This is a genomic window from Rhizobium sp. A22-96 (assembly GCF_053521805.1).
Map to the genome: position 1 here is coordinate 1,245,264 of NZ_JBNWDQ010000001.1, position 26,656 is coordinate 1,271,919.

25 protein-coding genes are annotated in these 26,656 nt (G+C 60.4%); 18 read left to right on the top strand and 7 right to left on the bottom strand.

Annotated features, from left to right (window positions below):
* Window positions 1–36: 36 nt before the first annotated feature.
* Window positions 37–729: a response regulator gene (locus ACQZ6F_RS05560; protein ID WP_449092976.1), complete on the top strand. Its 693-nt coding sequence runs from the start codon at window positions 37–39 to the stop codon at window positions 727–729.
* The gene (locus tag ACQZ6F_RS05565; protein ID WP_449092977.1) at window positions 726–1,898 is read left to right on the top strand and encodes an ATP-binding protein; all 1,173 of its coding nucleotides are present in this window, start codon (window positions 726–728) and stop codon (window positions 1,896–1,898) included. Before ACQZ6F_RS05560 ends, ACQZ6F_RS05565 begins: the two co-directional genes overlap by 4 nt.
* A gap of 38 nt (window positions 1,899–1,936) precedes the next feature.
* On the opposite strand, the gene ACQZ6F_RS05570 is transcribed toward ACQZ6F_RS05565, so the two are convergent.
* Together ACQZ6F_RS05570 and ACQZ6F_RS05575 are read right to left on the bottom strand one after the other, a co-directional pair.
* On the bottom strand, window positions 1,937–2,887 hold the full coding sequence (locus ACQZ6F_RS05570) for a DUF535 family protein (RefSeq protein ID WP_449092978.1): 951 nt from the start codon (window positions 2,885–2,887) through the stop codon (window positions 1,937–1,939).
* Window positions 2,888–3,070: 183 nt separating this feature from the next.
* Entirely contained in the window at window positions 3,071–4,729 is a 1,659-nt protein-coding gene (locus ACQZ6F_RS05575; protein WP_449092979.1) for a chemotaxis protein, read from the bottom strand.
* Between the two features lie 318 nt (window positions 4,730–5,047).
* Here ACQZ6F_RS05575 and ACQZ6F_RS05580 point away from each other — a divergent pair, with 318 nt between their 5' ends.
* From ACQZ6F_RS05580 to ACQZ6F_RS05650, 15 genes are all read left to right on the top strand, one after another.
* Complete coding sequence (locus tag ACQZ6F_RS05580; RefSeq protein ID WP_449092980.1) at window positions 5,048–6,028, top strand: AraC family transcriptional regulator; 981 nt, start codon at window positions 5,048–5,050, stop codon at window positions 6,026–6,028.
* A gap of 226 nt (window positions 6,029–6,254) precedes the next feature.
* The gene (locus tag ACQZ6F_RS05585; RefSeq protein WP_449092981.1) at window positions 6,255–7,340 is read left to right on the top strand and encodes an HD-GYP domain-containing protein; all 1,086 of its coding nucleotides are present in this window, start codon (window positions 6,255–6,257) and stop codon (window positions 7,338–7,340) included.
* Entirely contained in the window at window positions 7,337–7,663 is a 327-nt protein-coding gene (locus ACQZ6F_RS05590; RefSeq protein WP_068395553.1) for an STAS domain-containing protein, read from the top strand. The genes ACQZ6F_RS05585 and ACQZ6F_RS05590 overlap by 4 nt, the downstream gene beginning before the upstream one ends.
* Window positions 7,660–8,028: a response regulator gene (locus ACQZ6F_RS05595; protein WP_077470156.1), complete on the top strand. Its 369-nt coding sequence runs from the start codon at window positions 7,660–7,662 to the stop codon at window positions 8,026–8,028. Before ACQZ6F_RS05590 ends, ACQZ6F_RS05595 begins: the two co-directional genes overlap by 4 nt.
* The gene (locus tag ACQZ6F_RS05600; protein WP_449092982.1) at window positions 8,025–10,049 is read left to right on the top strand and encodes a chemotaxis protein CheA; all 2,025 of its coding nucleotides are present in this window, start codon (window positions 8,025–8,027) and stop codon (window positions 10,047–10,049) included. Before ACQZ6F_RS05595 ends, ACQZ6F_RS05600 begins: the two co-directional genes overlap by 4 nt.
* Window positions 10,046–10,558, top strand: a complete 513-nt coding sequence (locus tag ACQZ6F_RS05605; protein WP_449092983.1) for a chemotaxis protein CheW — start codon at window positions 10,046–10,048, stop codon at window positions 10,556–10,558. Before ACQZ6F_RS05600 ends, ACQZ6F_RS05605 begins: the two co-directional genes overlap by 4 nt.
* Window positions 10,559–10,585: 27 nt before the next feature.
* Complete coding sequence (locus ACQZ6F_RS05610) at window positions 10,586–12,295, top strand: methyl-accepting chemotaxis protein (protein WP_449092984.1); 1,710 nt, start codon at window positions 10,586–10,588, stop codon at window positions 12,293–12,295.
* A 190-nt stretch (window positions 12,296–12,485) separates the two neighbouring features.
* Complete coding sequence (locus ACQZ6F_RS05615; protein WP_449092985.1) at window positions 12,486–14,315, top strand: methyl-accepting chemotaxis protein; 1,830 nt, start codon at window positions 12,486–12,488, stop codon at window positions 14,313–14,315.
* Window positions 14,316–14,825, top strand: a complete 510-nt coding sequence (locus ACQZ6F_RS05620) for a chemotaxis protein CheW (RefSeq protein ID WP_449092986.1) — start codon at window positions 14,316–14,318, stop codon at window positions 14,823–14,825.
* 12 nt (window positions 14,826–14,837) lie between these two features.
* The gene (locus tag ACQZ6F_RS05625; RefSeq protein ID WP_449092987.1) at window positions 14,838–15,689 is read left to right on the top strand and encodes a CheR family methyltransferase; all 852 of its coding nucleotides are present in this window, start codon (window positions 14,838–14,840) and stop codon (window positions 15,687–15,689) included.
* 5 nt (window positions 15,690–15,694) lie between these two features.
* Window positions 15,695–16,777: a protein-glutamate methylesterase/protein-glutamine glutaminase gene (locus tag ACQZ6F_RS05630; RefSeq protein ID WP_449092988.1), complete on the top strand. Its 1,083-nt coding sequence runs from the start codon at window positions 15,695–15,697 to the stop codon at window positions 16,775–16,777.
* Window positions 16,778–16,920: 143 nt separating this feature from the next.
* On the top strand, window positions 16,921–17,640 hold the full coding sequence (locus ACQZ6F_RS05635; RefSeq protein ID WP_449092989.1) for an AAA family ATPase: 720 nt from the start codon (window positions 16,921–16,923) through the stop codon (window positions 17,638–17,640).
* Between the two features lie 130 nt (window positions 17,641–17,770).
* Window positions 17,771–18,499 carry an SDR family oxidoreductase gene (locus ACQZ6F_RS05640; RefSeq protein WP_449092990.1) on the top strand — a complete coding sequence of 243 codons (729 nt, stop codon included), beginning with the start codon at window positions 17,771–17,773 and terminating at the stop codon, window positions 18,497–18,499.
* Between the two features lie 3 nt (window positions 18,500–18,502).
* Window positions 18,503–20,200, top strand: a complete 1,698-nt coding sequence (locus tag ACQZ6F_RS05645; RefSeq protein WP_449092991.1) for a GMC family oxidoreductase — start codon at window positions 18,503–18,505, stop codon at window positions 20,198–20,200.
* A 125-nt stretch (window positions 20,201–20,325) separates the two neighbouring features.
* Window positions 20,326–21,219 carry a hypothetical protein gene (locus ACQZ6F_RS05650; protein ID WP_449092992.1) on the top strand — a complete coding sequence of 298 codons (894 nt, stop codon included), beginning with the start codon at window positions 20,326–20,328 and terminating at the stop codon, window positions 21,217–21,219.
* An 18-nt stretch (window positions 21,220–21,237) separates the two neighbouring features.
* Here ACQZ6F_RS05650 and ACQZ6F_RS05655 read toward each other — a convergent pair whose 3' ends face one another.
* From ACQZ6F_RS05655 to ACQZ6F_RS05665, 3 genes are all read right to left on the bottom strand, one after another.
* A complete protein-coding gene (locus ACQZ6F_RS05655; RefSeq protein WP_449092993.1) occupies window positions 21,238–22,008 on the bottom strand; it encodes an SDR family oxidoreductase in 771 nt (256 codons plus the stop codon).
* Between the two features lie 80 nt (window positions 22,009–22,088).
* Entirely contained in the window at window positions 22,089–22,931 is an 843-nt protein-coding gene (locus ACQZ6F_RS05660) for an alpha/beta fold hydrolase (RefSeq protein ID WP_449092994.1), read from the bottom strand.
* Between the two features lie 57 nt (window positions 22,932–22,988).
* Window positions 22,989–23,699, bottom strand: coding sequence for an alpha/beta fold hydrolase (locus ACQZ6F_RS05665; RefSeq protein ID WP_449092995.1), 711 nt, complete (start codon window positions 23,697–23,699; stop codon window positions 22,989–22,991).
* Between the two features lie 165 nt (window positions 23,700–23,864).
* Between ACQZ6F_RS05665 and ACQZ6F_RS05670 the strand changes: the two genes are divergently transcribed.
* Window positions 23,865–24,479: a CGNR zinc finger domain-containing protein gene (locus ACQZ6F_RS05670; RefSeq protein ID WP_449092996.1), complete on the top strand. Its 615-nt coding sequence runs from the start codon at window positions 23,865–23,867 to the stop codon at window positions 24,477–24,479.
* Window positions 24,480–24,579: 100 nt separating this feature from the next.
* Here ACQZ6F_RS05670 and ACQZ6F_RS05675 read toward each other — a convergent pair whose 3' ends face one another.
* Together ACQZ6F_RS05675 and ACQZ6F_RS05680 are read right to left on the bottom strand one after the other, a co-directional pair.
* On the bottom strand, window positions 24,580–25,737 hold the full coding sequence (locus ACQZ6F_RS05675; RefSeq protein ID WP_077471466.1) for a patatin-like phospholipase family protein: 1,158 nt from the start codon (window positions 25,735–25,737) through the stop codon (window positions 24,580–24,582).
* A 35-nt stretch (window positions 25,738–25,772) separates the two neighbouring features.
* Window positions 25,773–26,519 (bottom strand): acetoacetate decarboxylase, encoded by a 747-nt coding sequence (locus tag ACQZ6F_RS05680; protein WP_077471467.1) that lies wholly within the window; start codon window positions 26,517–26,519, stop codon window positions 25,773–25,775.
* Window positions 26,520–26,656 lie beyond the last annotated feature (137 nt).

The following is a 26,656-nucleotide window of genomic DNA, read 5'->3' on the forward strand; positions in this document are numbered from 1 at the left end:
GCAAGGCCGAAAACAGAAGAAACACAGGGCACTAAGGTGGACAACAGTCTCGTTCTCATTGTGGAGGATGAACCGGCAATCGCACAGATACTGGAGGGCTATCTGAAGCGGGATGGCTTTCGAACCGTGCGTGCCGCCGATGGCGAAACCGCGCTTCAGCATCATGCTCTTCTGAAACCGGATATCGTGCTCCTCGACGTGCGCTTGCCGAAGCTGGATGGCTTCGGGGTGCTCGGACGATTGCGCCAGGCCGGCTCCACGCCGGTCATCATGGTCACCGCCATTGCCGACGACATCGACCGCCTGAGCGGCCTGAGGCTCGGTGCCGATGACTATGTTGTCAAACCTTTCAACCCGCAGGAAGTCGTCGCCCGTGTCAGGGCGGTCCTGCGCCGGACACAGGGAAACCGCTCGGAAACAGTTCGCCGCTTCGGCGACATGGAAGTCGATTTCAGCAGCTACACCGTTTTCGTCAACAAGGACGGGTCCCGCATCCCGCTATCCCTGACACTCAGCGAATTCCGGATCCTTGCCTATATGATCCGGCATCCGACCCAGGCCTTCGCCCGCGCAGACATCCTCGATGCCTGTCTGCCGGAAAGCGATGCCCTGGTGCGCACCGTCGACACGCATATCTCCAATCTCAGGCGCAAGTTCGAGGATATGGGGCAGCAGGGCTTTTTCCCTGCCGTGCGCGGCATTGGCTATCGTTTTTCGGATCCGAGATGAAGAAACTGAGATTTCCCTGCCTGCCGCTTGCCACCCTCACCGCCATCGTCACAGCCATCATGCTGCTTCTGAGCGTCGGCCTGACATATTTGGGGGTCAACTGGTATGCGAACTATCTGGAGAAGACCATCACCGACGGCCTGCCGCCCAGGGCCGCAGCCGCTTACAAGATGCTGGGCGAGAACAAGGTTCCTGACGGCGATTCTCTCAAGATCCTCTTCGATCATCTCAATACACTGGCCGAACCGACGGATTTCAAGGTTCTGATGTCCGTTCTGATCTGCGGTTTGCTTTCGGCATTGATCTGCGCGCTCATCGGTGTCTATCTGGCGCGCCGGCTCGCAAGCCCGCTTGCCGAGCTCACTTCCGCCGCCGAGGGCCTCAAATCCGGTGATTTCTCTGTCCGCGTGGCCGCATCTCATCACAGCACGCGCGAGGTCTCGAGCCTTGTCGAGACCTTCAACGCACTCGCGACAAGCCTCGACACCATGGAAAAGAGGTTGCGCTTCAACAACATGGCGGTTGCGCACGAGTTGCGGACACCGCTGACGATCCTTCAGGGGTCGTTGCAGAGCATGATTGACGGCATCTTTCCGATGGACCGCAAGATCATATCCGATCTCCTTCTTCAGGTCGAAGGCCTGGGTCGGATCGTCGAGGATCTGCGCACCCTGTCCCTGGCCATTGGCCAGAAGCTCGTCATGGAGCGTCAGCGGATCGACATATCTCAGCTCGTCGAAGGTGTCCTTGCTTCCGCCAAGCCGATGCTGGATACGAGCAAGATTCAGGTCGAGACCGACCTGCAACCTGCCTGGACATCGGCAGATTCACCGCGGATCCGTCAAGCCATTCTGGCGCTGCTAGAGAATGCCTGCCGTTATGCCGCAGGCGGCGGTTGGCTGCGATGCGAGACAAGGCAATTGCCCGATGAAAGTGTCGTCATCCGCATTCTCGATCGTGGCCCCGGATTTCCGGAGGGTATGGATGCCGTCGCCGTCAACACGTTCTGGCGCGGCGATCCCTCCCGCTCCCGCGCGACAGGCGGTACGGGACTGGGCCTCTCGGTGGTGCAGGCGATCGTCGTTGCCCATGGCGGGCGCCTCGAATTCGCCAACCGACCGGAAGGCGGAGCGATGGTCACGATCCATCTGACGAAGAAGAGCGCCTAGCGCTCGCCCAGCCTTTGATGTCGAGGCCCGCTCATCCCCTAATGGAAGAGTTCGCCGATATTGTAGAACCACAGCTTGCTACGGCTGCGCTTGTCCGCTCCGTAGATTTTGGAATGCGGAACGGTGAAGCCGTAAGTGCCTTCCGGTTGACCGCAGCGCTCCGCCCAGAAGGCATCGACATTCGAGACCATCATCGACCGACGGCTTCCGCGGCGATAGTGGATCGGATGCCTGTCCTGCGAGACCGCGAGGAAGTGCGGTGCACCGCCCTCGATCGTCAGCCCCTGCAGCACGATCAGCATCGCTTCTTTCGGACGCAGGCCTGACAGATCGCGTGTCACATCGACGATCTGCTGCTTCGCATTGCGCGGACCCTGCATGCTGCCGACGACGAATGTGTAGCGACCTTCCGTGCCCTCCCGGAGAAACATGAACCGCGCCGTGCAAAGAACGGCCTGGTCCCGCAGGCGCAGGAGCTTGATGGCAAATGCACCCTCATGGCGACCGCCGCTGCGATCGGCGAGCGCAATGAAACATGCATATGTTTCGCAGCGACCCGGGACCGTACCCATCTCCAGCCATTCGCCACGCCAAAGGCTTATCATGCTCTCGCGCGACAGGATCCGTTCGGCAATCAAGAAATGGTCCATCAGAAGCGCAAGTCGTCTCGAACTGCTCATGCCGAAGACAAGAAACTTCGACAACGGCTTCTGCAGCAATTCATCATGCGGAGGAGGAAATCCTCGCGCGGCTGTAAACGCCGCGATGAAGCGCCACCATCGAATGGTCAAAAGCGGATTGGCCGCAAAGCGAAGCCAAAGCAGAAGCGCACGCTTCCAACGCACCCGCAGACCGAACGTCAATAGTCTCCACAACAGGAAATATCGGGATTGCTGCGGTTCGCCGATAATTGGCGGCGCCGTGCCGCGAAGCTGGATGCTGGATATTGCGCCTTCTGGCGCGACTGCGATCGAGGTGTTCTGATTCATGCAAATGCCCGGCAACTATGGTTGTGCCGAACCGTCTGCACGGGAATTGTCAAGGGAGTGTCAGGACAAGGTCAGCCTATCATGGGCAGCGCCGGAAACGGGAAGTAACAGCTTACGAAGTTGGCGCACAGATGACATTTCACCCACGAGATCCGTCGATGACAGGAGTGAGCTGGACCGCGACTAGAAGAGAGCGTCTGCGAACAACTCGTCGTCATTTGCCAAAGCCGGCGCGCTTTCGGCGATCGGCGTTACCGCCCCAAAAACACCCGCATGTATCTCGCGTTCGGCAGCCATGGTGTAGATCTTGAAAATGCTCTCGGAAAGGGCCGCCAAAGGCGTTTCCAGCCCCTTCAGATCCTTGACCGCGCGGCGCGCCTGGCCGGCCTCCTGCGCGCAGGAGGCCAGTGTTTCGCCAATTCCCGCCCGGAAATCCAGGCTGTTGACGATTTCGGCGACCTGCGATGTCATGTCCTCGCCGCAGCGACGAAGCTCCCTGACATTCGTGTCCATAGAGGCCCCAGCCTCAGTGATATGCAGCAGTGCCGCGTCGATATGTGCGCCAGGGCCGGATGTCTCTTCCCGCTCCGTGGCCTGCCGCCAGTCTTTCAAACCGCTCGCCTGGGCCTCGAGCGTGCCCAGCCCGGTCAGGATTTTCTCCGCATCCTCGTCAAGCAGCGATGCAAAGGAACGCAACTCGCCGGCGACAACGTTGATGGCGCGCCCTTCCTCGCCAAGCTTGCCGCAGCGCAGATTTGTGTTGAGAGCCATATATTGAATATCGCGGCGCACGAGCTGGATGGTGAGGATGCTGGTGGTCAATTCCTTGACCATCTCCGAGGTCTTTTCGCTCAACCGGTTTGCGCCGGTCGCCGCGGCATCGATGCGATCGACCACGCCCCGGGCTGCGGAAAGATCGCCACGCAGCGCGTTGATCGGGCTTCTGCCGTCATCTCCGCTCTGCGCCATCATGGTCTGGTAGAGATCGAGCAGGGTTCGAATGTCGCCGCTGAAGCTGCGGATATTCTCGACGATCTTGACCGTCTCCCGATCGAAGCCCTTGGTCGTCTCATTGAGCAATTCGAAATTGAGCGTCATGGCCAGTTCAAAAAGGCGTTGCCGATCTGCAGCAACAAGGCCCGATGCTTCCGAGGCGAGATAGGCCTCCGTGATCGAGTGAACGGCCTGGCAATGCTCAACCCTTTGCCGCGTGATGTCGCCGATCTGCATGGCGGAGAGCGTGTGGGCGACCTTGTTCTGAATTTTCCGCGCAAGGCTGGAAACGCTATCGGCCAGTTCGGACAGATTGCGGCGCTGGACCTGAATTTCATCGGCGTTCGACATGAGGCGCTTGGCAATGGATGGAATGCCATCCAGATATTGTCCCAGCGAGCTGTCTTCGCTGGCGGCGGCGGATTCGATCTGCGCCTCCAGCGAGCGGATCTGCAGCGATAGAGCCCGAACCTCCTTGGAGGCGAATTCGATACGCTCGACGATTTCGCTCGCGAAGCTGGAGAAATCCGGAATTCTCGCGCCGGCGATTTTTGCGGTCGCGGCAAAGGTCCTCAGGTAACGCAGGGTTTCCTCCATCGAGAGGACATGCTCTGCGAGGAGCCGGCCGGTTCGACCGATGGATGCGACGCAATCCTGACGGCGCACTTCCGCGGGCGGCAATTCATGCAGCAGCTCAACCGTCTGAAGCAGACGACCGGTGGCTTCCGCGGCATTCTCTTCTTTTAGCGAATTGCCGATGTGCTCAAGCAGGCCGACCAATTTGGCCAGGGCTTCCGTCACCGTGATCAGAACCGCGCCGCCATCCAGGAAACGCTGTTCGATTTGCAATCGGGCGCCTTCCAGGCGGTCGACAAAACTATCCGCAGAAGTTGCAAATTTTCGGCTCGTCGCTGCATACGCCATACTATTTTGGACCCCACTAAGACCTTATTGGGGAAACTAAGGCGAACTAAGAAACATGGAGTTAATATCGAAGCCGAAAGAAAACCTATTCGGAAAAGACTGCTTCCGGTGCATTGCCGGCTAAAGCTCTGGGCAAGACCGGCATTCTATAGCTGACACCGGGCGCATTAACGCTGCCTGCCGAACGGCGCTCTACCTGTAATTTTATTCCCGCAATAACGCGCAAAAGTTGATTTAACAAAGATGAACATTGCCGTCGACAAATTTGGGTGGTCGTCTCGCGATCCAGTCGAGCTGCAGGAAAGGCTGACTGCTGCCGATCTCTCCGTCGAACTGGATCGCGCACCGGAGAGCCCGCATTTCCATATCGAGGTCACACTGTCGACAATCCGGGACATGGTTGCCTGGAAGACGTTTTCGGAAACGGGTTATGAAATCAATTACCTGTTTCAGCCTTCCGACCGCATCGAATTGCACTTCGTCGAGAGTGGTGTCTTTCACATCGAAACGGAGGAAGAGGAGGTCAAGGCGGCGGCAGGAACAACCTTCATGCTGCAATCTTCCAGCCGTACAAGGCTCAAGGCCTCCAGAGGCGCCCGCAAGATTGCGGTCGCCATACCCCGCATTCTTTGCCTGCCGCTGATCGACGTCGGAAACGATGATCCCGAGTCATTTTTCAAGCGCCTCGACGCAGCCGCCGATATCTCCGCAAAAGGTGTGCGCACGATCCACCGCATGACAGCCTTGCTACTGGAGCCGGGAGACCATCCCTTTGCCGCTTCCCCTCTGGGGGCATCTCTCTTTCAGGAAGCCCTGATCGCGGCCTTTATGCAATTGTGGCCACGCGCGACGCAGAAGACTGTGATCCGGACAGCTCGCCCGCGCAGCTTGAAACGGGCGCTGGACTGGATCCAAAACCATCTGGGCGACGAGTTTACGGTGCTGGATATAGCGCGGAATGCCGGACAGAGCGTGCGTAGCCTGCAGCTGTCCTTCCAGCAGAACGTTGGCATGAAGCCTCTGAATTACGTTCAGCGGCTGCGGCTTCAGCAGATCCATCACGAACTGCTTCATGGCGATCTTGACGAGAATATATCCGACATAGCCGCACGCTGGGGTTTCAGCCATATGGGATATTTCGCGGCCCGCTATCGCGCCCTTTATGGCGTTCCACCATCATCGACGCGCATCGGCCGGCGCCACCTCTCCCCCGAGAATATTTAGTATCAGAAAAACGCAGTCTTATCATTTTAGCGCAATTAATTATAGAAATAACCCTCGGTTGAGGGTGGGTTTAACGCACCGTTAGCCATTTAACGATTTCGTTACTTCAGCCAAGATTCACAATCATTGTGACGCGGCCCTTTCCTTCGAAAGGTCTCCAAAACATCCAAGCCGATAAATCGTGAGTAGATCCGCGCCTGTGCCGCGGACGCTCCGCGGGGTAGCTATGCGCGTCTTCGTACTAGATGACAGTCCTTCCGTTGTGGCCACGCTTTGCCGGGCGGTCGAAGCCATCAAAGGCAGCGAGGTACTGTCGTTCCTCCGTCCCGCCGATGCCCTCGAACAATTCGCGGACAGGACGCCGGATCTCATTCTTGTCGACTATATGATGCCCGGCATGAACGGCATCGAAGTCATTGCGCATCTGCGTAAGAATCCACTTACCACACATGTCCCCGCCATCATGATCACCTCCCGCAAGGAGGCTGATATCAAGCTGGCTGCGATGAAGGCGGGTGCTACCGAATTCCTGAACAAGCCGATCGACGAGACGGAGCTGACGATCCGCGTCCGCAACATTCTCAGCATCGGCGAGGAACGGTTGGCAATTGCAGCCAAGGCGACCGCATTGCAGCATGATTTCGACACCGCAATGAAGCGGGTCGAACGGCGCGAGGAAGAGATCATCTGGCGCCTTTCAAAGGCGATCGCCTGCCGGCACGGCGAGACGGCAGATCATCTGGACCGCGTTGCGATCATCGCCCGCATGATCGCAGAGGAAGTCGGCCTCGACGAGCGCCAATGCCGCACGATCTTTCTCGCCAGCGCCCTGCACGATGTCGGCAAGATCGGCCTCCCGGACGCCATTCTCTCGAAGCCCGGCCCCTTGAGCGCCGAAGAGCGCCGGGAGATGCAGAAACACACGGGCTTCGGCGGCGAAATCCTCGGCGACAGTTCCAGCAAACTCATTCAAACAGCCCAGAGGATCGCTGAAAGCCATCACGAGAAATGGGATGGCACCGGCTATCCGAAAGGTCTTTCGGCCGCTTCCATCCCGATCGAGGCGCGTATCGTCGCGATAGCCGACGTCTTCGACGCCCTTTGCTCGAAACGATCCTACAAGGCGGCATGGCCGATGGCAGACGCATTCCGCGAGATCGTCAACAGCAGCGGGACGCATTTCGACCCCGCCTGCGTCGCGGCCTTCTGCCGCCGCTGGACGGATATCAAGAGCCTCTTCGAACCGCAGCACGACGACAATGCATCCGTGACGGCGGCGGCCACACTTCAGCTATCGCGAGGAACAGCATGAGCGGACAGGCGGAAATTCTGCATCTTCATGGCCCCTTGACCATCAAGACCATCGCCAATGTGAGAGACATTATCCAGGTCTACCTCCAGGAGGCCGCCTCACTCAGCCGTTCGCTCACCATCGACGTCGACGGCAATGAGGACATCGATCTTACCCTACCGCAATTGCTTCTGTCCGCACGGCAAACGGCCGACCACGCGGGCGTGGCACTTGCATTGAGCAAACCCGCAGACGGCAATTTTCTCACCGTCCTGCAACGCGCGGGCCTCCTCTGCGGAGACCGGCAAAAAGACAGTTTCTGGCTAGAAGGAAAAGCAGCATGAGCGCAAATATTCTCACCGTCGATGACTCCGCCAGCATTCGGCTGACCACGCGCATTGCCCTTACCAACGCCGGATATGCCGTGACCGAAGCAGTCGACGGCGCCGATGGCCTCGGCAAGATGAAGACCGGCAATTTCGACCTGATCGTCACCGATCTCAACATGCCGAACATGGATGGCCTGACGATGATCCGCGGTCTGCGGCAGCTGCCGGCCTATATGGGAACGCCCGTGATCTTCCTGACCACGGAATCGGACGGCGATCTCAAGCAGCAGGCAAAGGCCGCCGGTGCCACCGGTTGGCTGACGAAGCCTTTCGATCCTGAAACGCTGATCAAGATCGTACGCAAGGTTCTGGGCAGATGAACGATCTCGATCCGATCGCCGTTTTCAGGACGGAGGCCGCCGAGCAGCTCGAACTGATCGAGGCCGGCCTCCTCGATCTGATGCGCGATCTGGGCGACAGGGCTCAGATCGATACCGTCTTCAGGGGTCTTCACACCCTCAAGGGGTCGGGCTCCATGTTCGGATTCGACCAGCTGGCTGCCTTCACCCATCATTGCGAGACGGCCTTCGACCGCGTCCGCAAGGGCGAGGCGCCCGCCACGAAAGAGCTGGTTGGCGCGGTTCTCGATGCACAAGGCCACATGCAGGCGTTGCTGGAAAACCCGAATGGCGATCACGAGGCCATGAGCTCCGTTCTCCTGGAAAAGCTGCGTCTTGCCGTTGGCGCCAATGGCGGCTCCACATCGTCCGTTCCGGCGCCCGCAGCGGCAGCCCCTGCCAACTCAGCCGCCGCCGTTAGTGGCGCCAAGACATGGCACCTGAAGTTCAGCTTGCCCGCCAATTCCATGGCCAACGGCACCAATCCGCTCGGGCTTCTCGATGAACTGCGCGAACTCGGCGAATGCCGCATCGAAGCCAACATCGAGAACATTCCAGCACTTCAGGATCTCGATCCGCGTGACCTTCACATCGGCTGGACGGTTCAACTGACTACCGACAAACCGCGCTCCGAGATCGAGGATGTCTTCATCTTCGTCATGGACGACATGACGATGGAGCTTCGCGAACTCCAGCCTCTGCAGCAGCAAAGCCTTGCGCCTGCGACCTCAAGCCCGCAGAAGGCAGTCACCGAGGTGCCGCCGAAGGTGGCCAGCCAGCCGAGCGATACAGGCAAGCCTCAGCCTGCAGATACGAAGGGGCAGAAGCAGGCCGACAATGTCCGCATTCCGGCCTTGCGTCTCGACGAGATGATGGATCGGGTCGGCGAGCTGGTGATTGCCCAGTCGCGTCTCAGCCAGATGGCAAATTCGGCTGCTGATCTTGGCCTGCGCTCGGTCTCGGAAGAAATAGAGCGGCTCGCAGGAGAGTTGCGCGACACGATGATGGTCCTGCGCATGATGCCGGTTACCAGCCTCTTCAGCCGCTTCCGGCGGCTGGTCCATGACCTGGCCAGGGAAACCGGCAAGGATATCGAGCTGATCACTGAAGGCGAAAGCACCGAGGTCGACAAAACCGTCATCGATCGCCTCGCCGATCCCCTCGTTCACCTCGTGCGCAATTCCATCGACCATGGGCTGGAAAGCCCGGAAGACCGTATTGCGGCCGGCAAACCCGTCAGTGGGCGCGTCACCCTCTCGGCACACCAGACCGGCAGCGAAGTGGTCATCTCCATCAAGGACGACGGACGCGGCATCGACAGGCAGAAGGTCCGCGCCAAGGCGGAAGCCAATGGCCTCATCCAGCCCGGCGCGTCGCTGTCGGACAAGGAACTATTGCAGCTGATCTTTCAGCCCGGTTTCTCGACCGCAGAGAAAGTCACCAACCTCTCCGGCCGCGGCGTCGGCATGGATGTGGTGAAGAAGACGATCGAGACTTTGCGCGGGTCGATCGATATCGCGAGCGAGTTCGGCAAGGGCTCCGATATTGCCCTGAGGATCCCGCTGACCCTTGCCATCATCGATGGCCTCCTCGTTCGCGTCGGCAACGGCCGCTACGTCATCCCGCTGACCGCCGTCGAGGAATGCCTGGAGCTTTCGGTCGAGCAGGACCTGCGCTCGCGCGGCCGCAGCTTCATCTCGTTGCGCGATGACCTCGTGCCTTTCCTTCGGCTGCGCGAGCTGTTCCGTACCGGCACCGAGCCCGACCCCTATCAGAAGGTCGTGGTCATCTCGACGGGCAGCCAGCGGGTCGGCCTCGTCGTCGATCAGATTATCGGCGACCATCAGACCGTCATCAAATCGATGTCGAAACTCCACGACCACGTCTCAACCTTTTCAGGCGCGACCATTCTTGGCGACGGCAACGTGGCCCTGATCCTCGACGTCGTCCACCTGATCGCCGCCGGACAACATCAGGAGGCGCAATTGCGGGCAGCAGGATGATCGAAACAGATGTAAAATCCGACTATCGCGCCTTTTGGAAAGACGCCGAGGAACTCTCGGTCCTGACATTCAGCCTCAATGGCGAAACCTTTGCCATCGACGCGGTTGTCGTTCAGGAAATCCTCGACCTGCTGCCTGAAACCAATGTTCCCGGCAGCCTGCCCTTTGTCGGCAGCGTCATCAATTTCCGCGGCAAGGTTATCCCGCTTGCCGATATTCGGGTGGCCTTCGGCATGGAAGCGGCCAACGTCACGATCGACAGTCGCATCGTCGTGACCGGATTGGAAATCGACGGCGAGAGAACGCTGATCGGCATTCGCACCGACAAGGTTCACGAGGTCACGCAGCTTGCACGGTCAGCGAGCGAACCGCCCCCCATCGTCGGCATGCGCTGGCGTCCCGACTACGTCCACGCCCTCGTCAAACGCGGTGGCGAATTCATCATCATCCCAAACCTGCAGGCGATCTTCTCTTCGCAACGAGCAGGCGCGGTTAGAGCAACCGCATAATTTTTCAGAACAAGAAGAGGCTACCGGATGCGTTTTACGATCAAGCTCAAGCTGCTTTTAACGTTTGCTGTCGTGATCGCCATGCTTCTTGGCACGGCCATCTACAGCATCACCACTCTCGGCCAGGTCAACGACAATTGGTCCGATACATTGACGGGGCCGGCCGAACGGCTGCGCCTGGCGCAGAACCTCGACATCTCTGTCCTGCAACAGCTGCGGCAGCAGAAAAACATCCTGTTGGCCGCATCGCTCGATGAGACCAAGGGCTATATTGCAAAGAGCGATGCCGCACGCGCGGAATTCGACGCCGATCTTGCAAAGATCCTGGCCAACACTGCCGCTCAAGACATGGCCTACTGGTCACAGATCAAGGACCTGTCCGTCAATTGGCGTACAGCGGACGACCATATTCGAAGCATGATGCTTGGCGGCAATAGCGCCGGCGCGCTTCAGATCTCGTCAAACGAGGCACGCGACATCAGCACGAAAATCGATGGCATCCTGGCGCAGGTCTTCGATGCCGAGCGCGCACGCTTGAAGCAGGCCGATCAGGATGCTGCGAATACCTATGCGAACGCACGCTCCATCCTGATCATCATTGCCGCGGCAGCATCGATCCTTGCGCTTGTTTCGGCGATCTGGATCATCGTCTCGATCAACAAGGGCATCAACCGTGCCGTCAGGACGGTCCAGACGGTCGCCGAAGGCGATCTGACGGAATTTGCCGTCATCAGCACGAAGGACGAAATCGGCGATCTGCTCGGTCACGTCAACTCGATGATCGAGCGTCTGCGTGGGGTCGTTGCGGATGCGCTGTCAGCCTCCGACAACGTCTCGTCGGGCAGCCAGCAGCTGTCGGCAGGCTCGGAGCAGCTCTCGCAAGGCGCCACCGAACAGGCCTCCTCTGCAGAAGAAGCTTCGGCCTCGATGGAGGAGATGGCGGCCAACATCAAGCAGAATGCCGACAATGCCGCCCAGACGGAAAAGATCGCCCGTCAGTCCGCCAAGGACGCGGAAGTCAGCGGCCAGGCCGTCGACCGTGCCGTCAACGCCATGCGCACCATTGCCGAGAAGATCTCCATCGTTCAGGAAATTGCACGCCAGACCGATCTGCTGGCGCTCAACGCCGCCGTCGAAGCAGCCCGCGCCGGCGAACACGGCCGTGGCTTTGCCGTCGTTGCTTCGGAAGTGCGCAAGCTTGCCGAGCGCAGCCAGGCGGCAGCAGCCGAGATCTCCAGCCTCTCGGGCGAGACCGTCACGGTCGCGACCGAAGCCGGCGACATGCTCTCGCGGCTCGTGCCCGATATCCGCAAGACTGCCGAACTGGTGGCCGAGATCTCGGCTGCCTGCCGCGAGCAGGATATCGGCGCCTCGCAGATCAACGAAGCGATCCAGCAGCTCGACAAGGTGACGCAGCAGAATGCCGGCGCATCCGAAGAGATGTCGGCGACCTCGGAAGAACTCGCCGCGCAGGCCGAGGAGCTGCAGGCCTCGATCGCCTTCTTCAAGGTCGAGCAGGCCAATGCCCGCAGGGTTCAGCCCGTCCACGCACCCGTCCATCATGCGATCAGCCCTGCCAAGTCAAAGCCCATCGCCAAGGCAGCTCCGGTCCGCGCACCGGCCGCCCGTCCCGACAACAGCCTTGCCGCACAGCAGGCCCGCCTCAAGGGTTTCTCACTCGACATGTCCATGGGTGGGCCAGACGCCGATGACAGCGACTTTCGTCAGAGCGCCTGAACGGCTGCCTGATACCAACAGGATCTGGCGCTGAAGGGCGCCAGATCAAAGGCCGGCGAATGCTACCGCAGGCCTCAAGAACCGGTTCCGGTTCGCGGAAGGGTGAATGTATCGGTCTTCGCGCATCAAGACGGCTCCCCGTCTGACTTTTCGACCTTCAAACCTCTCCATTTTCAGGAGCACTTCAGAGATGCGCTTTACTATCAAACTTAAACTGGCCCTCGCCTTCGGCTTTCTTATCCTGCTGTCGACCGGCATGTCCGTTCTTGCGATCACCAGCCTGTCCTCCCTCAATGCGGCCATTACCGATATCGTTCAGGGACCGGCCACCAACCTTCGCAATTCCGGCGATCTTTCCAGCGCCGTGCTGGATGCGATCCGCAATGAAAAGAACGCCATCCTCAATACCGATCCGCAGGCGATCGGGGGTTACATCGATGCCGTTCACGAGAAGGAAGCGGCGATCGAGCAGCTCGTGCGCACGCTGTCCCAGGACCCGGCAATCGCAGACAAGGTCGCGGAGTTCTCCAAGCAGTATCCGGCCTGGAAGCAGATCGACGATCAGATCCTGAAGCTGGCGACGGAAAATACCGATGAAAGCAACCGAAAGGCTGCGGCCCTCTCCATGGGCGATGGACGCAAGGCAAGCGACCTGCTCCAGGATGCCCTCGAGACCGTCAACAAGGCAATTCTTGAAGACCTGCACCAAACCGATCTGTCGACCAACGACCAGTATGCCTTCGCGCGAAATCTCCTGCTGACCTCGCTGGCCGTCATGTTCGTGCTCTCGACTATCATCGCCACATGGATCGCGCTCGGCATCAACCGTGGCCTGAAGAAGATCCAGACAGTCGCCGAAGCCGTAGCCGTCGGCGATCTCAATCAGAATGTCGAAATCAAGACCAACGATGAGATCAAGGATCTCGTCAACACCATCAATGTCATGACCGGAAACCTGCGCAACACCGCAACGATCGCAGATCAGATCGCCAATGGCGATTTGACGGTCAAGCCGAAGCCGATGTCGGACAAGGATACGCTCGGCCTTTCGCTGCAGTCGATGGTCGAACGCTTGCGCGGCGTTGTGACGGACGCGCTGTCTGCATCCGACAACGTCTCGTCGGGCAGCCAGCAGCTGTCGGCAGGCTCGGAGCAGCTGTCCCAGGGCGCCACCGAGCAGGCCTCTTCCGCCGAAGAAGCCTCCGCCTCAATGGAAGAGATGGCCGCCAACATCAAGCAGAATGCAGATAACGCCGCCCAGACGGAAAAGATCGCCCGTCAGTCCGCCAAGGACGCGGAGGTCAGCGGCCAGGCCGTCGACCGCGCCGTCAACGCCATGCGTACCATTGCCGAGAAGATTTCCATCGTTCAGGAGATCGCTCGACAGACCGACCTGCTCGCGCTGAACGCCGCAGTGGAAGCAGCCCGTGCCGGTGAGCATGGCAGGGGCTTTGCCGTCGTTGCTTCGGAAGTCCGCAAGCTCGCCGAGCGCAGCCAGGCGGCGGCCGCGGAAATCTCCAGCCTCTCGGGCGAGACCGTCACGGTCGCGACGGAAGCCGGCGACATGCTCTCGCGGCTGGTGCCCGATATCCGCAAGACTGCCGAACTGGTGGCCGAGATCTCGGCTGCCTGCCGCGAGCAGGATATCGGCGCCTCGCAGATCAACGAAGCGATCCAGCAGCTCGACAAGGTGACGCAGCAGAATGCCGGCGCATCCGAAGAGATGTCGGCGACCTCGGAAGAACTCGCCGCGCAGGCCGAGGAGCTACAGGCCTCGATCGCCTTCTTCAAGGTCGAGCAGGCCAATGCCCGCAGGGTCCAGCCTGTACACGCACCCGTCCATCATGCGATCAGCCCGGCCAAGGCAAAGCCTGTTGCCAAGGCAGCACCTGCCCGCGCACCGGCCGCCCGCACTGACAACAGCGTTGCCGCACAGCAGGCCCGCCTCAAGGGCTTCTCACTCGACATGTCCATGGGCGGTCCTGACGCCGATGACAATGATTTCAAGGAGAGCGCATAAATGGTTGCAACCAGCGCCGAAGCTCAATATGTGACGTTCGGCCTCGGCGATGAATGCTTCGCCGTGCCGGTCGAGGTGGTCCGGGAGATCCTGGATCACCAGGATGCCTTCCGTATCCCACATGGGCCTGACTATCTGCTCGGGCTGCGCGACGTGCGCGGCCAGGGCGTGCCGGTTATCGACCTGCGCCTGCGCCTCGGCATGTCCGGAACGACAAAGACCCCGCATACCCGCATCCTCGTCATCGATGTACCGATCGCCGACAAGATGCTGACGCTCGGGTTGGTTGCCGATCGGGTCTTCGAGGTCACCTCATTCCAGCATCAATCGGTCGAAAGCGCCCCCGATATCGGGGTGCGCTGGCCGTCCGAATACATTGCTGGCGTGGTGCGCCGGGAAAGCGGATTCGTCGTCATCATCGACCTCGCCAAGCTCTTCTCGTCGTCCGACAAAGTATCGTTGATGGGTGTTGGCGTCGGTCGAAACGCTTCAGAATTCGCGGCTGTTTGAGTGAGACATAACGTGCCAGCACAAGATGCGAGACACTACGGGGACAACGGGCTAAGCCGGCGGAACTTCGACCAGCTTGCCCGCTATATCTACGACTATAGCGGCATCAAGATGCCGCCGGGCAAGCGCACCATGCTCGAGGGACGATTGCGGCGCCGGCTGAGAGCGACTGGCATCGTCGACCTCGATGATTACTGCGACTTTCTATTCAAGCGCGGCGGCATCGATCGGGAAGCCATTCACCTCATCGACGCCGTCACGACCAACAAGACGGACTTCTTCCGCGAGCCGAAGCATTTCGAGCACATGGAACAATCCGCTCTGCCGGAACTGATCGCAGCCGGTCATAGCCGCCTGCGCGTCTGGAGCGCCGCCTGCTCGATCGGTGCCGAGCCCTATACCATCGCCATGGTCCTTGAGGATTATCGCGAAGCCCGTGGCGCACCGGATTACAGCATTCTTGCCACCGATCTTTCAACCGATGTCCTCAAAGCCGCGCGCCGGGGCGTCTATCCGAGCGGCATGATCGACCCGGTCGACCGGCAGAAACGCTCGCGCTATGTCATGGAAGCCCGTGATCCCGAACGCGACGAGGTTCGCATCCATCCGAGGCTGCGCGCCAAGATCGGTTTCGGCCGTCTCAACCTGATGGACCGTGCCTATGACATCGGCGACAAAGTCCATATCGTCTTCTGCCGCAACGTGCTGATCTATTTCGACAAGCCGACCCAGGAAAAGGTGCTGTCGAGGCTTTGCGAGAAACTGGTCACGGGCGGCTTCCTCTATGTCGGTCATTCCGAGACGATCAGCGGGCTCAATCTGCCGGTAAAGCAGGTGGCCAACACCGTTTTCAGAAAGGCCTGAAGCGTATGGTCAGGAAGATCCGCGTGCTCATCGTCGATGATTCCGCCAGTGTCCGCCAGGTCATGACGCAGGTGCTGTCGGCGGATCCGGATATCGAGATCATGGGGGTCGCCTCCGATCCCTTCATGGCGGCAAAGAAGATCCAGGAGGAAATTCCTGACGTCATCACGCTCGATGTCGAGATGCCGCGCATGGATGGCATCACCTTCCTGCGCAAACTGATGGCGCAGCGACCGATCCCTGTGGTCATGTGCTCTTCCCTGACCGAGGCCGGTTCGGAGACATTGATGCAGGCGTTGGAAGCCGGCGCCGTCGACATCATCCTGAAACCCAAGATCGCCGCTGCCGACCATCTAGCTGAGGCCGCCGCAGCGATCCGGGAAACGGTGAAGGGTGCGGCGGCAGCCCGGCTCGGCACATCCCGCCGAAGGGTAATCGTCCCGAGTGAGCCGGCAGCCAAGCTGACGGCCGATGTCGTACTTCCCCCGCCCACCGGCCGCGCCATGGCCAAGACCACTGAGATGGTCGTCTGTGTCGGCGCATCCACGGGCGGGACGGAGGCGCTACGCGAATTGCTCGTGGCGCTGCCGGCCAACACACCCGGCATGGTCATCGTCCAGCACATGCCGGAAAAATTTACCGCCGCCTTCGCCAAGCGCCTGAACAGCCTCTGCGAAGTCGAGGTCAAGGAAGCCGAACACGGCGATCCCGTCTTGCGCGGCCATGTGCTGATCGCTCCCGGAGGCAAGCACATGCTGCTGGAGCGGCAGGGCGCGCGCTATATCGTCGCCATCAAGGAAGGCCTGCTCGTTTCCCGACACCGGCCCTCCGTCGACGTTCTCTTCCGCTCGGCCGCGCGGTCAGCGGCAGGCAATGCCATGGGCGTCATCATGACCGGCATGGGAGACGACGGCGCCCGCGGCATGAAGGAGATGCATGAGGTGGGGGCCTTCACGGTTGCCCAGGACGAGGAGACATCCGTCGTCTTCGGCATGCCCAAGGAAGCCATCGCCCATGGCGGCGTCGACCGCACCGTGGCGCTGGATCAGATCGCCCGCGAAATCTTGGCCGCCGACAAGCGGCACTGATGAGTGCCCAAAGCAGCGTCGGCCTGGTTGCGGCCGCATTCAAAATGGTTTGTTAACCATAAATGCGTAACGATCTCGGCAAGCCATGACAGCCCGTCGCCCACCGCATTGCGTTGCCAAACCGATCAGCCCAGGGAGCCCTCATGGCCGTTCTGACCTTCGCCAATACCAAAGGCGGCGCCGGCAAGACCACCGCCGTCGTCATCGTTGCCTGCGAGCTTGCCAGAATGGGCTTTTCCGTCGCTGTTCTGGACGCCGATCCACAGCTCTGGATTTCCAAATGGTATGAACGGCTGGGCGACAGGGCGCCATCCGCTCTGTCGGTCATTCCCTATGTGACGGCCGGCAATCTCGGCCAGCATGCACGCAAGCTGCGCGACGAGGTCGATTTCCTGCTGATCGATCTGCCCGGTGCGCGCAGCCCGCTTCTCGCGCAGGCGCTCGGCTATTCGAACTATGTGCTCATCCCCGTACAGGGCTCCGCCATGGATGCGGAGGGCGCCACCAACGTCATCGAGCTTCTGCAATATCTGGATGATCGCGCCGAGATCCGCATTCCTCACTCGGTGGTGCTGACCCGCGTCAATCCGATGGTGACGACGCGCGCGCTGCAATCCGTGAAGGAGCTGCTATCCAGCCGGCGCGTGCATGTGCTGTCCACGCCCATCATCGAACGCGCAGCCTATCGCGAAGTCTTCGGCTACGGCCAGACCCTCTATTCGATCGACCCGGAAAGCGTCAGCAATCTCGACAGGGCGCAGCAGAATGCCCAGGCTCTCGCCCAGGAGGTCCTGCGCCGCATCCTGCCGTATAGCGGACGTGCCGATCAGACAAAGTCAGAGGACCGGAAGCTATCCGCCTGATACTCACTTCCCGGCCTCGCACAGCATAAAAATTTACGCGAGCAAACATTTTTATTGACGGGCAGAAGAGGCCTTCCTAGGCTGCCCTTCATCGGGGATTTTCCAAGATCCCGCGATGGAGGAGGACATCTTGGGGCAGAAACTTGAAGGCAAGGTGGCACTGGTCACAGGCGCGAGCTCGGGTATTGGGCGTGCTACCGCGCTGGCGCTTGGCGAGCAGGGCGTAAAACTCGCACTCGTCGGACGCTCCTCCGAAAAGCTGGCGGCAGTAGCAAACAAAGTGGGCAGCGATGCGCTTGTCGTGCCGGCAGACCTCAGCGAACCAGAAGCCGTCAAGCAGATCGTGGATGCGACGATCGCGCGCTTCGGCCGGATCGACATCGTGCTTCCCAATGCTGGCCTCTACATTCCCGGCGACGTCGCCGAAGGCGACCCGGATGCCTGGGACGAACTCATTGCCATCAATGTGAATTCGGTCTTCCGGTTGGCCCGGGCCGTGCTGCCCGGCATGATCGCCCAGGGTGGCGGCCAGATTGTCGTCACCTCCTCGGTGGCCGGACATCAGGCGATCCATTGGGAGCCGATCTATTCGGCCTCGAAACATGCAATTCAGGCCTTCGTGCATGGCCTGCGGCGGCAAACGATGAAGCACAATATCCGCGTCGGTTCCGTAGCGCCCGGCATCGTACTGAACGAACTCTGGGGCTATACGGATCCGGCCGCCATAGACGCAAAAGTCGAGGCGCGCGAAGGCTTGCGCTCAGAAGACGTCGCCGATGCTGTGCTCTACATGCTGACGCGGCCGGCCAACGTCACCATTCGCGATCTCGTCATACTCCCGCAGACACAGGACATCTGAGCCTTGGCCGCATTCGACTACATCATTGTCGGCGGCGGAGCCGCAGGCTGCGTGCTCGCCAACCGGCTGAGCGAGGATGCGGCCACGCGCGTCTGCCTTGTCGAGGCTGGATCGGACCGCAATGCGCGCAAGGCCATCGTGCGCATTCCGCTCGCCATGGTCACCTTCATGGCCCCGGCGCTCGCCTTTCTCGGCGGCCCGAAACTCATGTCCTGGTTCGAGACCGAACCCGAGCCAGGCCTGCAGGGCCGCTCCATGGCCCTACCCCGCGGCAAAGGCACGGGCGGTTCCACAAACGTCAACGGACAGATATTCATCCGCGGCCAGCGCGAGGATTTCGACCATTGGCGCGATCTCGGCAATCCCGGCTGGGGATACGACGACCTGCTGCCCTATTTCCGCAAGCTGGAGCGTTTCGAGATCCTGGCCCAGCCGGGTTCAGCCAAGCACATCCGCTTCGGTGACAGGCCGCTCGAAAGCCAGATCGATCCCGCCTATCACGGCACAAGCGGCCCGCTGAACATCGCACCGCTGCGCAGCGTCAATCCGATGGCAGAGGTGTTCCTGGAAGCTGCTCAGCAGGCAGGCCATCCCCTGAACGCCGATTTCAACGGCGCACGGCAGAACGGCGTCGGGCTTTATACCTTCACGCAGAAAGGCGGCGAGCGGGTCACCGCCGAAGGCGCCTATCTCGACCCCGTGCGCCACCGTCCAAATCTCACCGTCATGAGCGAGGCCGAGGTGACCCGTGTGATGTTCGACGGCCGGAAGGCCACCGGCATCGCCTTCCGGCGTGGCGGCCAGCAAGGTACGCTCGACGCTCGCGAAGTCATCCTCTCGGCCGGCTCCTTCGTCTCGCCGCACCTACTGATGCTGTCGGGGATCGGCAACGCCAGGGACCTCGCGCGTCATGGCATCCCGGTGATTGCGGATCTGCCAGGCGTGGGGGAGAACCTGCAGGACCATCTCGACGTCACGATCGAATATCGCGCCAAATCCATCGCGCCCTATGGCATCTCCTGGCGGGCACTGCCGCGCAACATCGGTCATGTGCTGAACTGGCTCTTCAAAAAGCGAGGTCTGTTTTCCTCGACGACGGGCGAAGGCGGCGGCTTCATCTGTACCGATCCGGCAAGCGACCGGCCCGATATCCAGCTTTTCTTCTGCACCGGCAGGGCCAACACGCAAGCCGCATCCGGCTTCACCGGCCACGGCTTTCTCCTGCATGTCTGCCAACTTCGTCCGGGCAGCATCGGCCGCCTGGCGCTGAGAAGCGGCGACCCCGCCGAGAAGCCGTCGATCCTCTACAACTTCTTTCGCGGTGATAGCACGATGGAGGTGCTTCGCAAGGGCATCAGGCTCGCTCGGAAGATCACTGCGCAAGCACCCTTTGCGCCCCACCTCGATGCCGAGATCGACCCTGGCCTGGACATTGAAAGCGACGGCGCGCTGGATGCCTTCATCCGCGAGCGCGTCGGCACGCTGTTCCACCCCGTTGGCACCTGCGCCATGGGGCGCGGCGAGCGGGCGGTGATCGATCCGGCCACCATGCGGGTGCACGGCGTAGAGGGCCTGCGCGTCGTCGATGCCTCGATCATGCCGAGCATCGTCTCGGCCAATACGGTCGCGGCGACCTATTGCCTGGCGGAAAAGGCGGCCGATCTCATCCGCGCGACAGACAAGGGACAAACGACGGCCTAGGCGACGCGGTGCCAATCCGCGGGCAAGGCCAATTATTGGGGCATCGTGACTTGACATGCGCGGCCCAGCCGCAAACATGGCGCGGCTTCGTATTTGCCCATCTTCTAAAACGGATAGACAAGAAAATGCGCCCTTTCCTCCTGTTTCCTCTCCTTCTTTCGCTCGCCCCTCTTTCCGCGATGGCGGCCGAGACGCCATGTGCCGACCTCATCGAGGGCAGCGGCGTCATCCAGCACGGGGATGGCTTTGCCGTCTCCGAATTGCGCGATGGCTGTGCGGTGACGAATGGGGTCTTCAAAACCGGCAGCAGGATCGGTTGGTCTTTCGACCGGGCAGAATTCAAGGGCGACGGCCTTGTCGATTTCGCCAAAAGCATGGGAGCCAAGCCAGCGCATGTGCCGGGCTGGGGCCGGTTTTCCATCGAGGGCGCACGTTTTACCCCACTGACGGACAACGCCTTTGCCAACTACATCAGTTCGGTTCAGCAATGGCCGATGGATGCATCCGGCTCCTTCCGCTTCGACCCAAAGGATGGCTACCTCGACATTCAGAATCTGGAACTCGTCAATCTGCGCACCGGAAAGGCGGCGCTGTCCGCCGAACTTACACTGCCGAAAGACGCCGATGCGCAAACCTTGATCCAGAATGGTTCGGCAGGGCTGACGCATCTGCGTTTCCGGCTCGACAATCAGGGCCTGTTCGAGGGCATGGCCATTCCGTCACTTGCTGCATTCCTGCAGCAGATGGCGGGATCTGAGGATCCTCAGCAAGGTATCGAGCAATTGCGCGGCACTGCCACGATTGCATTACAGGCCCTTCCGGACAGCAAGATCGATGCGGAATCGAAGAAGGCTCTGCTTCGTTTCGTGCAGGACCTGCCGCATCCGACGGGCTTCTTCACCCTCGATCTCGCTTTCGACAAGCCCTTGCAAATCGGCTCGCTCGGTCTCGACGCCACGCAGCTGGCGCAAACCGCTTTGGCAAATGCCAAGATTTCGGTCAGCTACAAGGCGCGCTGAGGTCAGTTCAACCGCTCCTCAGATCGACTTCACCTCGCCGCCATCCATGCGCAGGGTCGAGCCGGTCATCCAGCGGGCAGCCGGAGAGACGAGAAAGGCCATCAGTTCGGCAATCTCTTCCGGTTCGCCATAGCGGGCAATGCCTGCTTCCTGCGGAAAGCGGGCCGTCGCCTCCTCGACGGTCATATCATGCAGAGGCGCCCAATGGTCGAGATAGGATCGGCGGCGACCGGTCATGACGGGACCAGGCAGGACGCTGTTGACCTGAACACCATCGGTGATGCCGCGATCGGAAAAGGCCTTTGCCAAGGCGATGATGGCAGCGTTGATGGTGCCGACTGCCGCATAGGGTGCCTTCGGAAAGATCGCCGAATTTCCGGACATCAACACGACTGAACCCTTGGCCTCCTTCAAGGCGGGCCAGGCGGCGATAGTGAGCCTGCGCGCTCCATGCAGCTTCAGCGCCATACCGTTATCCCATTGCTCATCCGTCATGTCGAAGAGGTCGATCTGCGGCACGGCGCCGGCAATATTGAGCAGCGCATCAATGCGGCCGAAGGCGGCAAGCGTCTTGTCGACTACCGCCTGCGCGGCCGCTGGCTCAGCCAAATCCGCATCGATGACAAGCGTCCTGGCGCCGGCCGCCTCGGCGGCCTTGGCCGTGTCAAACAGATTGGCCTTGTTGCGCGCAACGAGCACCAGTGCCGAAAAATCTTTGGCAAGACGGATGGCGGTGGCCTGCCCGATACCTTGGCTGGCGCCGGTAATGATAGCGACTGAACTGGACATGGGGTGCCTCCTGCATCTGAAAGAGCAACGGTCTGCCCATACCCCGCCGACGGAAGCGCCGGCGGGGTAGGAGGCCGACATCAGCCAAGGAAATCGCGGATTTCAGCGGCAATTTCTGCCGCATGCGTCTCTAGCGCGAAGTGGCCGGTATCAAAGAATTTTACGACGGCATCCGGGATATCCCGCCGAAAAGCCTCTGCGCCCGGCGGCAGGAAGAACGGATCATGGTTGCCCCAGACCGCCAGGAAGCGCGGCTTGTGGGTACGGAAGTAGCTTTGGAACGTCGGATAGAGCGCTACGTTGCTCTTGTAGTCCCCAAAGAGATCGAGCTGCACCGCCTCCGAGCCCGGCTGGGCCAGATAGAAACTATCCAGCGAATAGCCGTCCGGGGAGACCTTGGATGTATCAGGAACACCGTGCGTATATTGCCACGCCGTTGCTTCCGGCGTGAAAGCCGCCTTCAGTGCATTGCGGTTTTCTTCCGAAGCTTCGCGCCAGTAAGCCTGGATCGGATTCCATTCCTCGCTGAGGCCTTCTTCATAGGCATTGCCGTTTTGCGAGATGATCGCCGTAATCCGTTCGGGATGCTTGACTGCCAGACGGAAGCCGGTCGGCGCGCCGTAGTCGAAGACGTAGACGGCATAGCGATCGAAACCGACGATCTCGGTGAAGCGGTCGATCGTTGCTGCGATGCTGTCGAATGTGTTGCTGCCCTTCGGCGCATCGGATTGTCCGAAGCCCGGCAGGTCCGGCGCGATGATATGATAGCGATCGGCCAACAGGGGGATGAGATCGCGGAACATGTGGCCGGAACTCGGGAAGCCGTGCAGCAGCAGAAGCTTTGGCGCGCCCGGCGAGCCTGCCTCACGATAGAAGACTTTGACGCCATCGACATTGATGGTGCGGTAGCTGACATTGGTCATCATAAGGTCCTTTCATTAACCTGTTAATTCGACTATTAGTGGTTACTTTATCTTCAGTCACACGCTGATCGCAGCAGCCGCTGCTTCGCGAATGAGCTCGACAACGGCCTGCGGTGCCGTCGTCATCGGCGTGTGATCGACTAGCAGCGAACGCTGCTTTGCCCGCATGCGCTCGGCCATGAAATGCTGGTTGGCAGCGCTGATCATCCGGTCCTCTTCAGCGATCAGGTACCAGGAGGGGCGATCCTTCCAGAGCGGACGCGCCAGAGGATTGGTGATGCAGGCCGATGATATCGGACGCTGGGCAGCCGCGAGAATGGCCAGATCTTCGTCCTCGGCGTTCTGCGCGTAGGCGGTCGCAAAAGCATCATGAGGCAGATAGATCAGCCCGTGGCTGTCGGGCGCCAACTTCGGCGCCTGTGGGTGTGGTTCGCCGCGATAGAACACGTCTGCGACCGTCTCACCCTCATCCGGCGCAAGCGCGGCGATGTAGACTAATGCCTTGATCTTCTCGCTTGCCACGCTGGCGATAACTGCCCCGGCATAGGCATGGCCGACCAGAACCACCGCGCCTGTCACCCGCTCCAAGGCGCGCTCCAGGGCCGCAACATCATTGGCCAGGGAAGTTAACGGCAGCGGAGCGGCCGTCACCGAGAACCCATCAGCCACTAGCGGTGCGATGACCTTCGCCCAGCCCGAGCCGTCTCCCCATGCACCGTGGACGAGGACAATATCGACATTCTCGGAGGACGCCTTCTGTTGTGACATCTGCCTTCTCCCTTTCGTTTGAATGCTGGTAACCTCTCTAAGTGTTTTTATAGGGTTACGTCCAGCACACATAACTTGTCAAGAACCTTTTGATAGGTTATGTATCGTTCATGATTTTGAGAGACAGCGCGGCGTCTGCATTCGCCCGCCGGAACAGGAGCCAGGATGGACAACCACTCTCCCGCCATTTTCGTCGGCGACACGATGGGGCTGGATTTCCTGAATTCGGTGGCGACACCCTTCGATGAGCCGATCGACTGGATCGACGGTGGTGAAGGATTGCTTCGCTGGCTGGAGCAGGCGGGATTGGTGCCGCCGGAAACGCTGAAGGCCATGCGCAAGCAGGCGCTACCGGGAGAAATCGACAAGGTCGCCGATCAGGCCCGCAGCCTGCGTGAATGGTTCAGGAATTTCGTGCGTGAGCGCAAAGGCCGGCCGCTGACGCCGGAGGCTCTGGATGAACTGGAGCCCCTGAATCGCCTGCTGGAACGGGATGAAAGCTTCAACCGCGTTCTGGCCAGAAAGGACGGCGGGGGTCTCGACTTTCAGTCCAGGCGCAAATGGCGCTCGCCCGAGGCCCTGCTGCTGCCGATCGGTGAAGCGCTGGGACGTTTCGTCTGTACCGAAGATTTCTCGGACGTGAAAGCCTGCGAAGGCCATGCCTGCACGCTGCTGTTTGTCGACCATACGCGCGGCCATCGCAGGCGCTGGTGCAGCATGGCCATGTGCGGCAACCGCGCAAAGCAGGCAGCCCATCGGCACCGGCTCAAGAAGGGATAGCTTACCGAGGCAAGTGAGCTGGCGTCTTGGAAACGCTGTTAACAATCGTGCCGGCGGAGCAGATGCGCGGCTGGCACGATTGTTATTCTAGTCGATCGCTTCAGACTGGATCTTCGCGATGCAGGTCGTGGATGGCGACGGCGTCGTCGCTGAACGGCGGCAGCAGCCATTCGGTGTGACGCAGCGTGCGCTTGGTGTCTTCCAGGCCCATGTCCCAATGCTCGCGCATCGAGGTACCGGAGAACTCATAGTCCTTGGCATGACCCTCGTAATTCTTGTGCTGATAGATCAGGTGGACGATATTGACGACGCCGGCATTGGAATAATCGGCAATCATCTCTTCCTCTTCCGGCGACAGCTGGTCTTTCGGGACACGCTTCAGCGCGCCGAGCAGCTTCATCTTCAGCCCGTGGATGCGCTTGAAATTGTCGGTATTCTGCCGGGTGCGGCTCGAATACATGATGTCCTTATGGCGTGACAGCACGTCCGGCATGCTGCGGGGCAGGACACCGCGGGCGCTGAACAGATCGACCTGGAACACCAGGGAGCTGCGATCCTCCTCCTGATCGAGCAGATATTGCAGCGGAGTGTTGGAGACAATGCCGCCATCCCAGTAATATTCGCCTTCGATGCGGATCGCCGGCAAGGCGGGCGGCAGCGCGCCGCTTGCCATGATGTGCTCCGGTTCGATACGGATATTGTCGGTATCGAAATAGACGAAATTGCCGGTCCTGACATTGACCGCGCCGACGCTGAAGCGCTTCTTGCCGTCGTTCAGAACGTCGAAATCGATCACCATCTCCAGCGTCTTCTTCAGCTCGGCGGAATCGTAGAAGCTGGTAGCGCCCTCCGCGCCAGCCAGTTCCAGCCAGGGATTGGGGAAGCGCGGCTTGAAGAAGCCGGGCTGACCCATCGTCATGGTCATCCATGAGCTGGTGCGATTGCGGATGTCGCGGAAGACGTCGCCTTCCGGCGTGTAGGCCCAGATCTTGCGACCGGAAATGATCTGCCAGAACTGTTCGAGACGCTGCAGGCGGCGGCTCGGCTCATTGCCGGCGATGATGGCTGCATTGATGGCACCGATGGAAACGCCTGAGAGCCATGTGGGCTCGCATCCCGCATCGGCCAGCGCCTGATAGACACCGGCCTGATAGGCACCAAGCGCGCCACCGCCCTGAAATACCAGGGCGACACGGTCGTATTGCGTAGCGATTTCCTGGATTGTCGGCACTGCGGCTTTGGCTTTTCGTTCGAGCACGGGTTCGTCTCCAGCAAAAGGAAAATAGGGCGCGGTTACCTGCGCTCGGCGAGGTAGTCGTGAACGACTTCGCCAAGCCCAAGCGTCAGATTGGCGGTGAAATGAACAGCCGAAACCACGTCCAGAACCGGCAGCCGCGCGACGTCAGCCATCACATGCGGTCTGAGGTCGAGGGCAGCGGGCGAGGTCCAGGCTTCCTTGATGGTGATATCAGTCAGATAGTAGCGCACCAGCTCGCAGATGCGCGGCGTGGCGTCGACATGCGGTACGATCTTGATCAGGAAATTCGGTTCGGAGAGAGCAGCCATCAGCGGCGCCTGGTCGATCTGCCTGTGCTTGTAGCCCATCGTTGCCGTCGCGCAGAGAACGCTGCCATAATGCAGCGTGCCGACGATGACCTCGCCTTCGTTGACGATCTTCGGATTGGCGAGCTTCTTCGGAAAGCCCCAGATTTCGCGGCCGCCGGTGATCGGCGCATCGTCGTCGAGATACATGGAATGGACATAGCCACCAGCCTCGCCGCGATACTTCACCGGGATGACCTGCCCCGTCTCGGTGTAATCGCCGAAGCCGGTGGAATCGGGCATGCGGATGAATTCGTATTTCACCAGCGGCTCGTCGATTTCGAGCGGCTCGGGCACGACGGCCTCCAGGGCTTCGCGCGTCGTGCGGTAGGTGATGATGATATATTCGCGATCGAAGAACCGATAGGGTCCCGGAGGATAGGAAGGATTGGTCAGCGGCATTGCATAGGCATGCTTGAGAATGTCTTCGACCTTCATCGTATTTTCCGTCTTTGGAGGAAATAGTCCGGCGCCCGCGGCGAAACTTGCACGGTTGCGTGACAGTGAAGTGTCAACCCGCCAGCCGGCTGCACCTGAGACTGGCCAACCGCTGTTATCAAAGCGACATATGACGC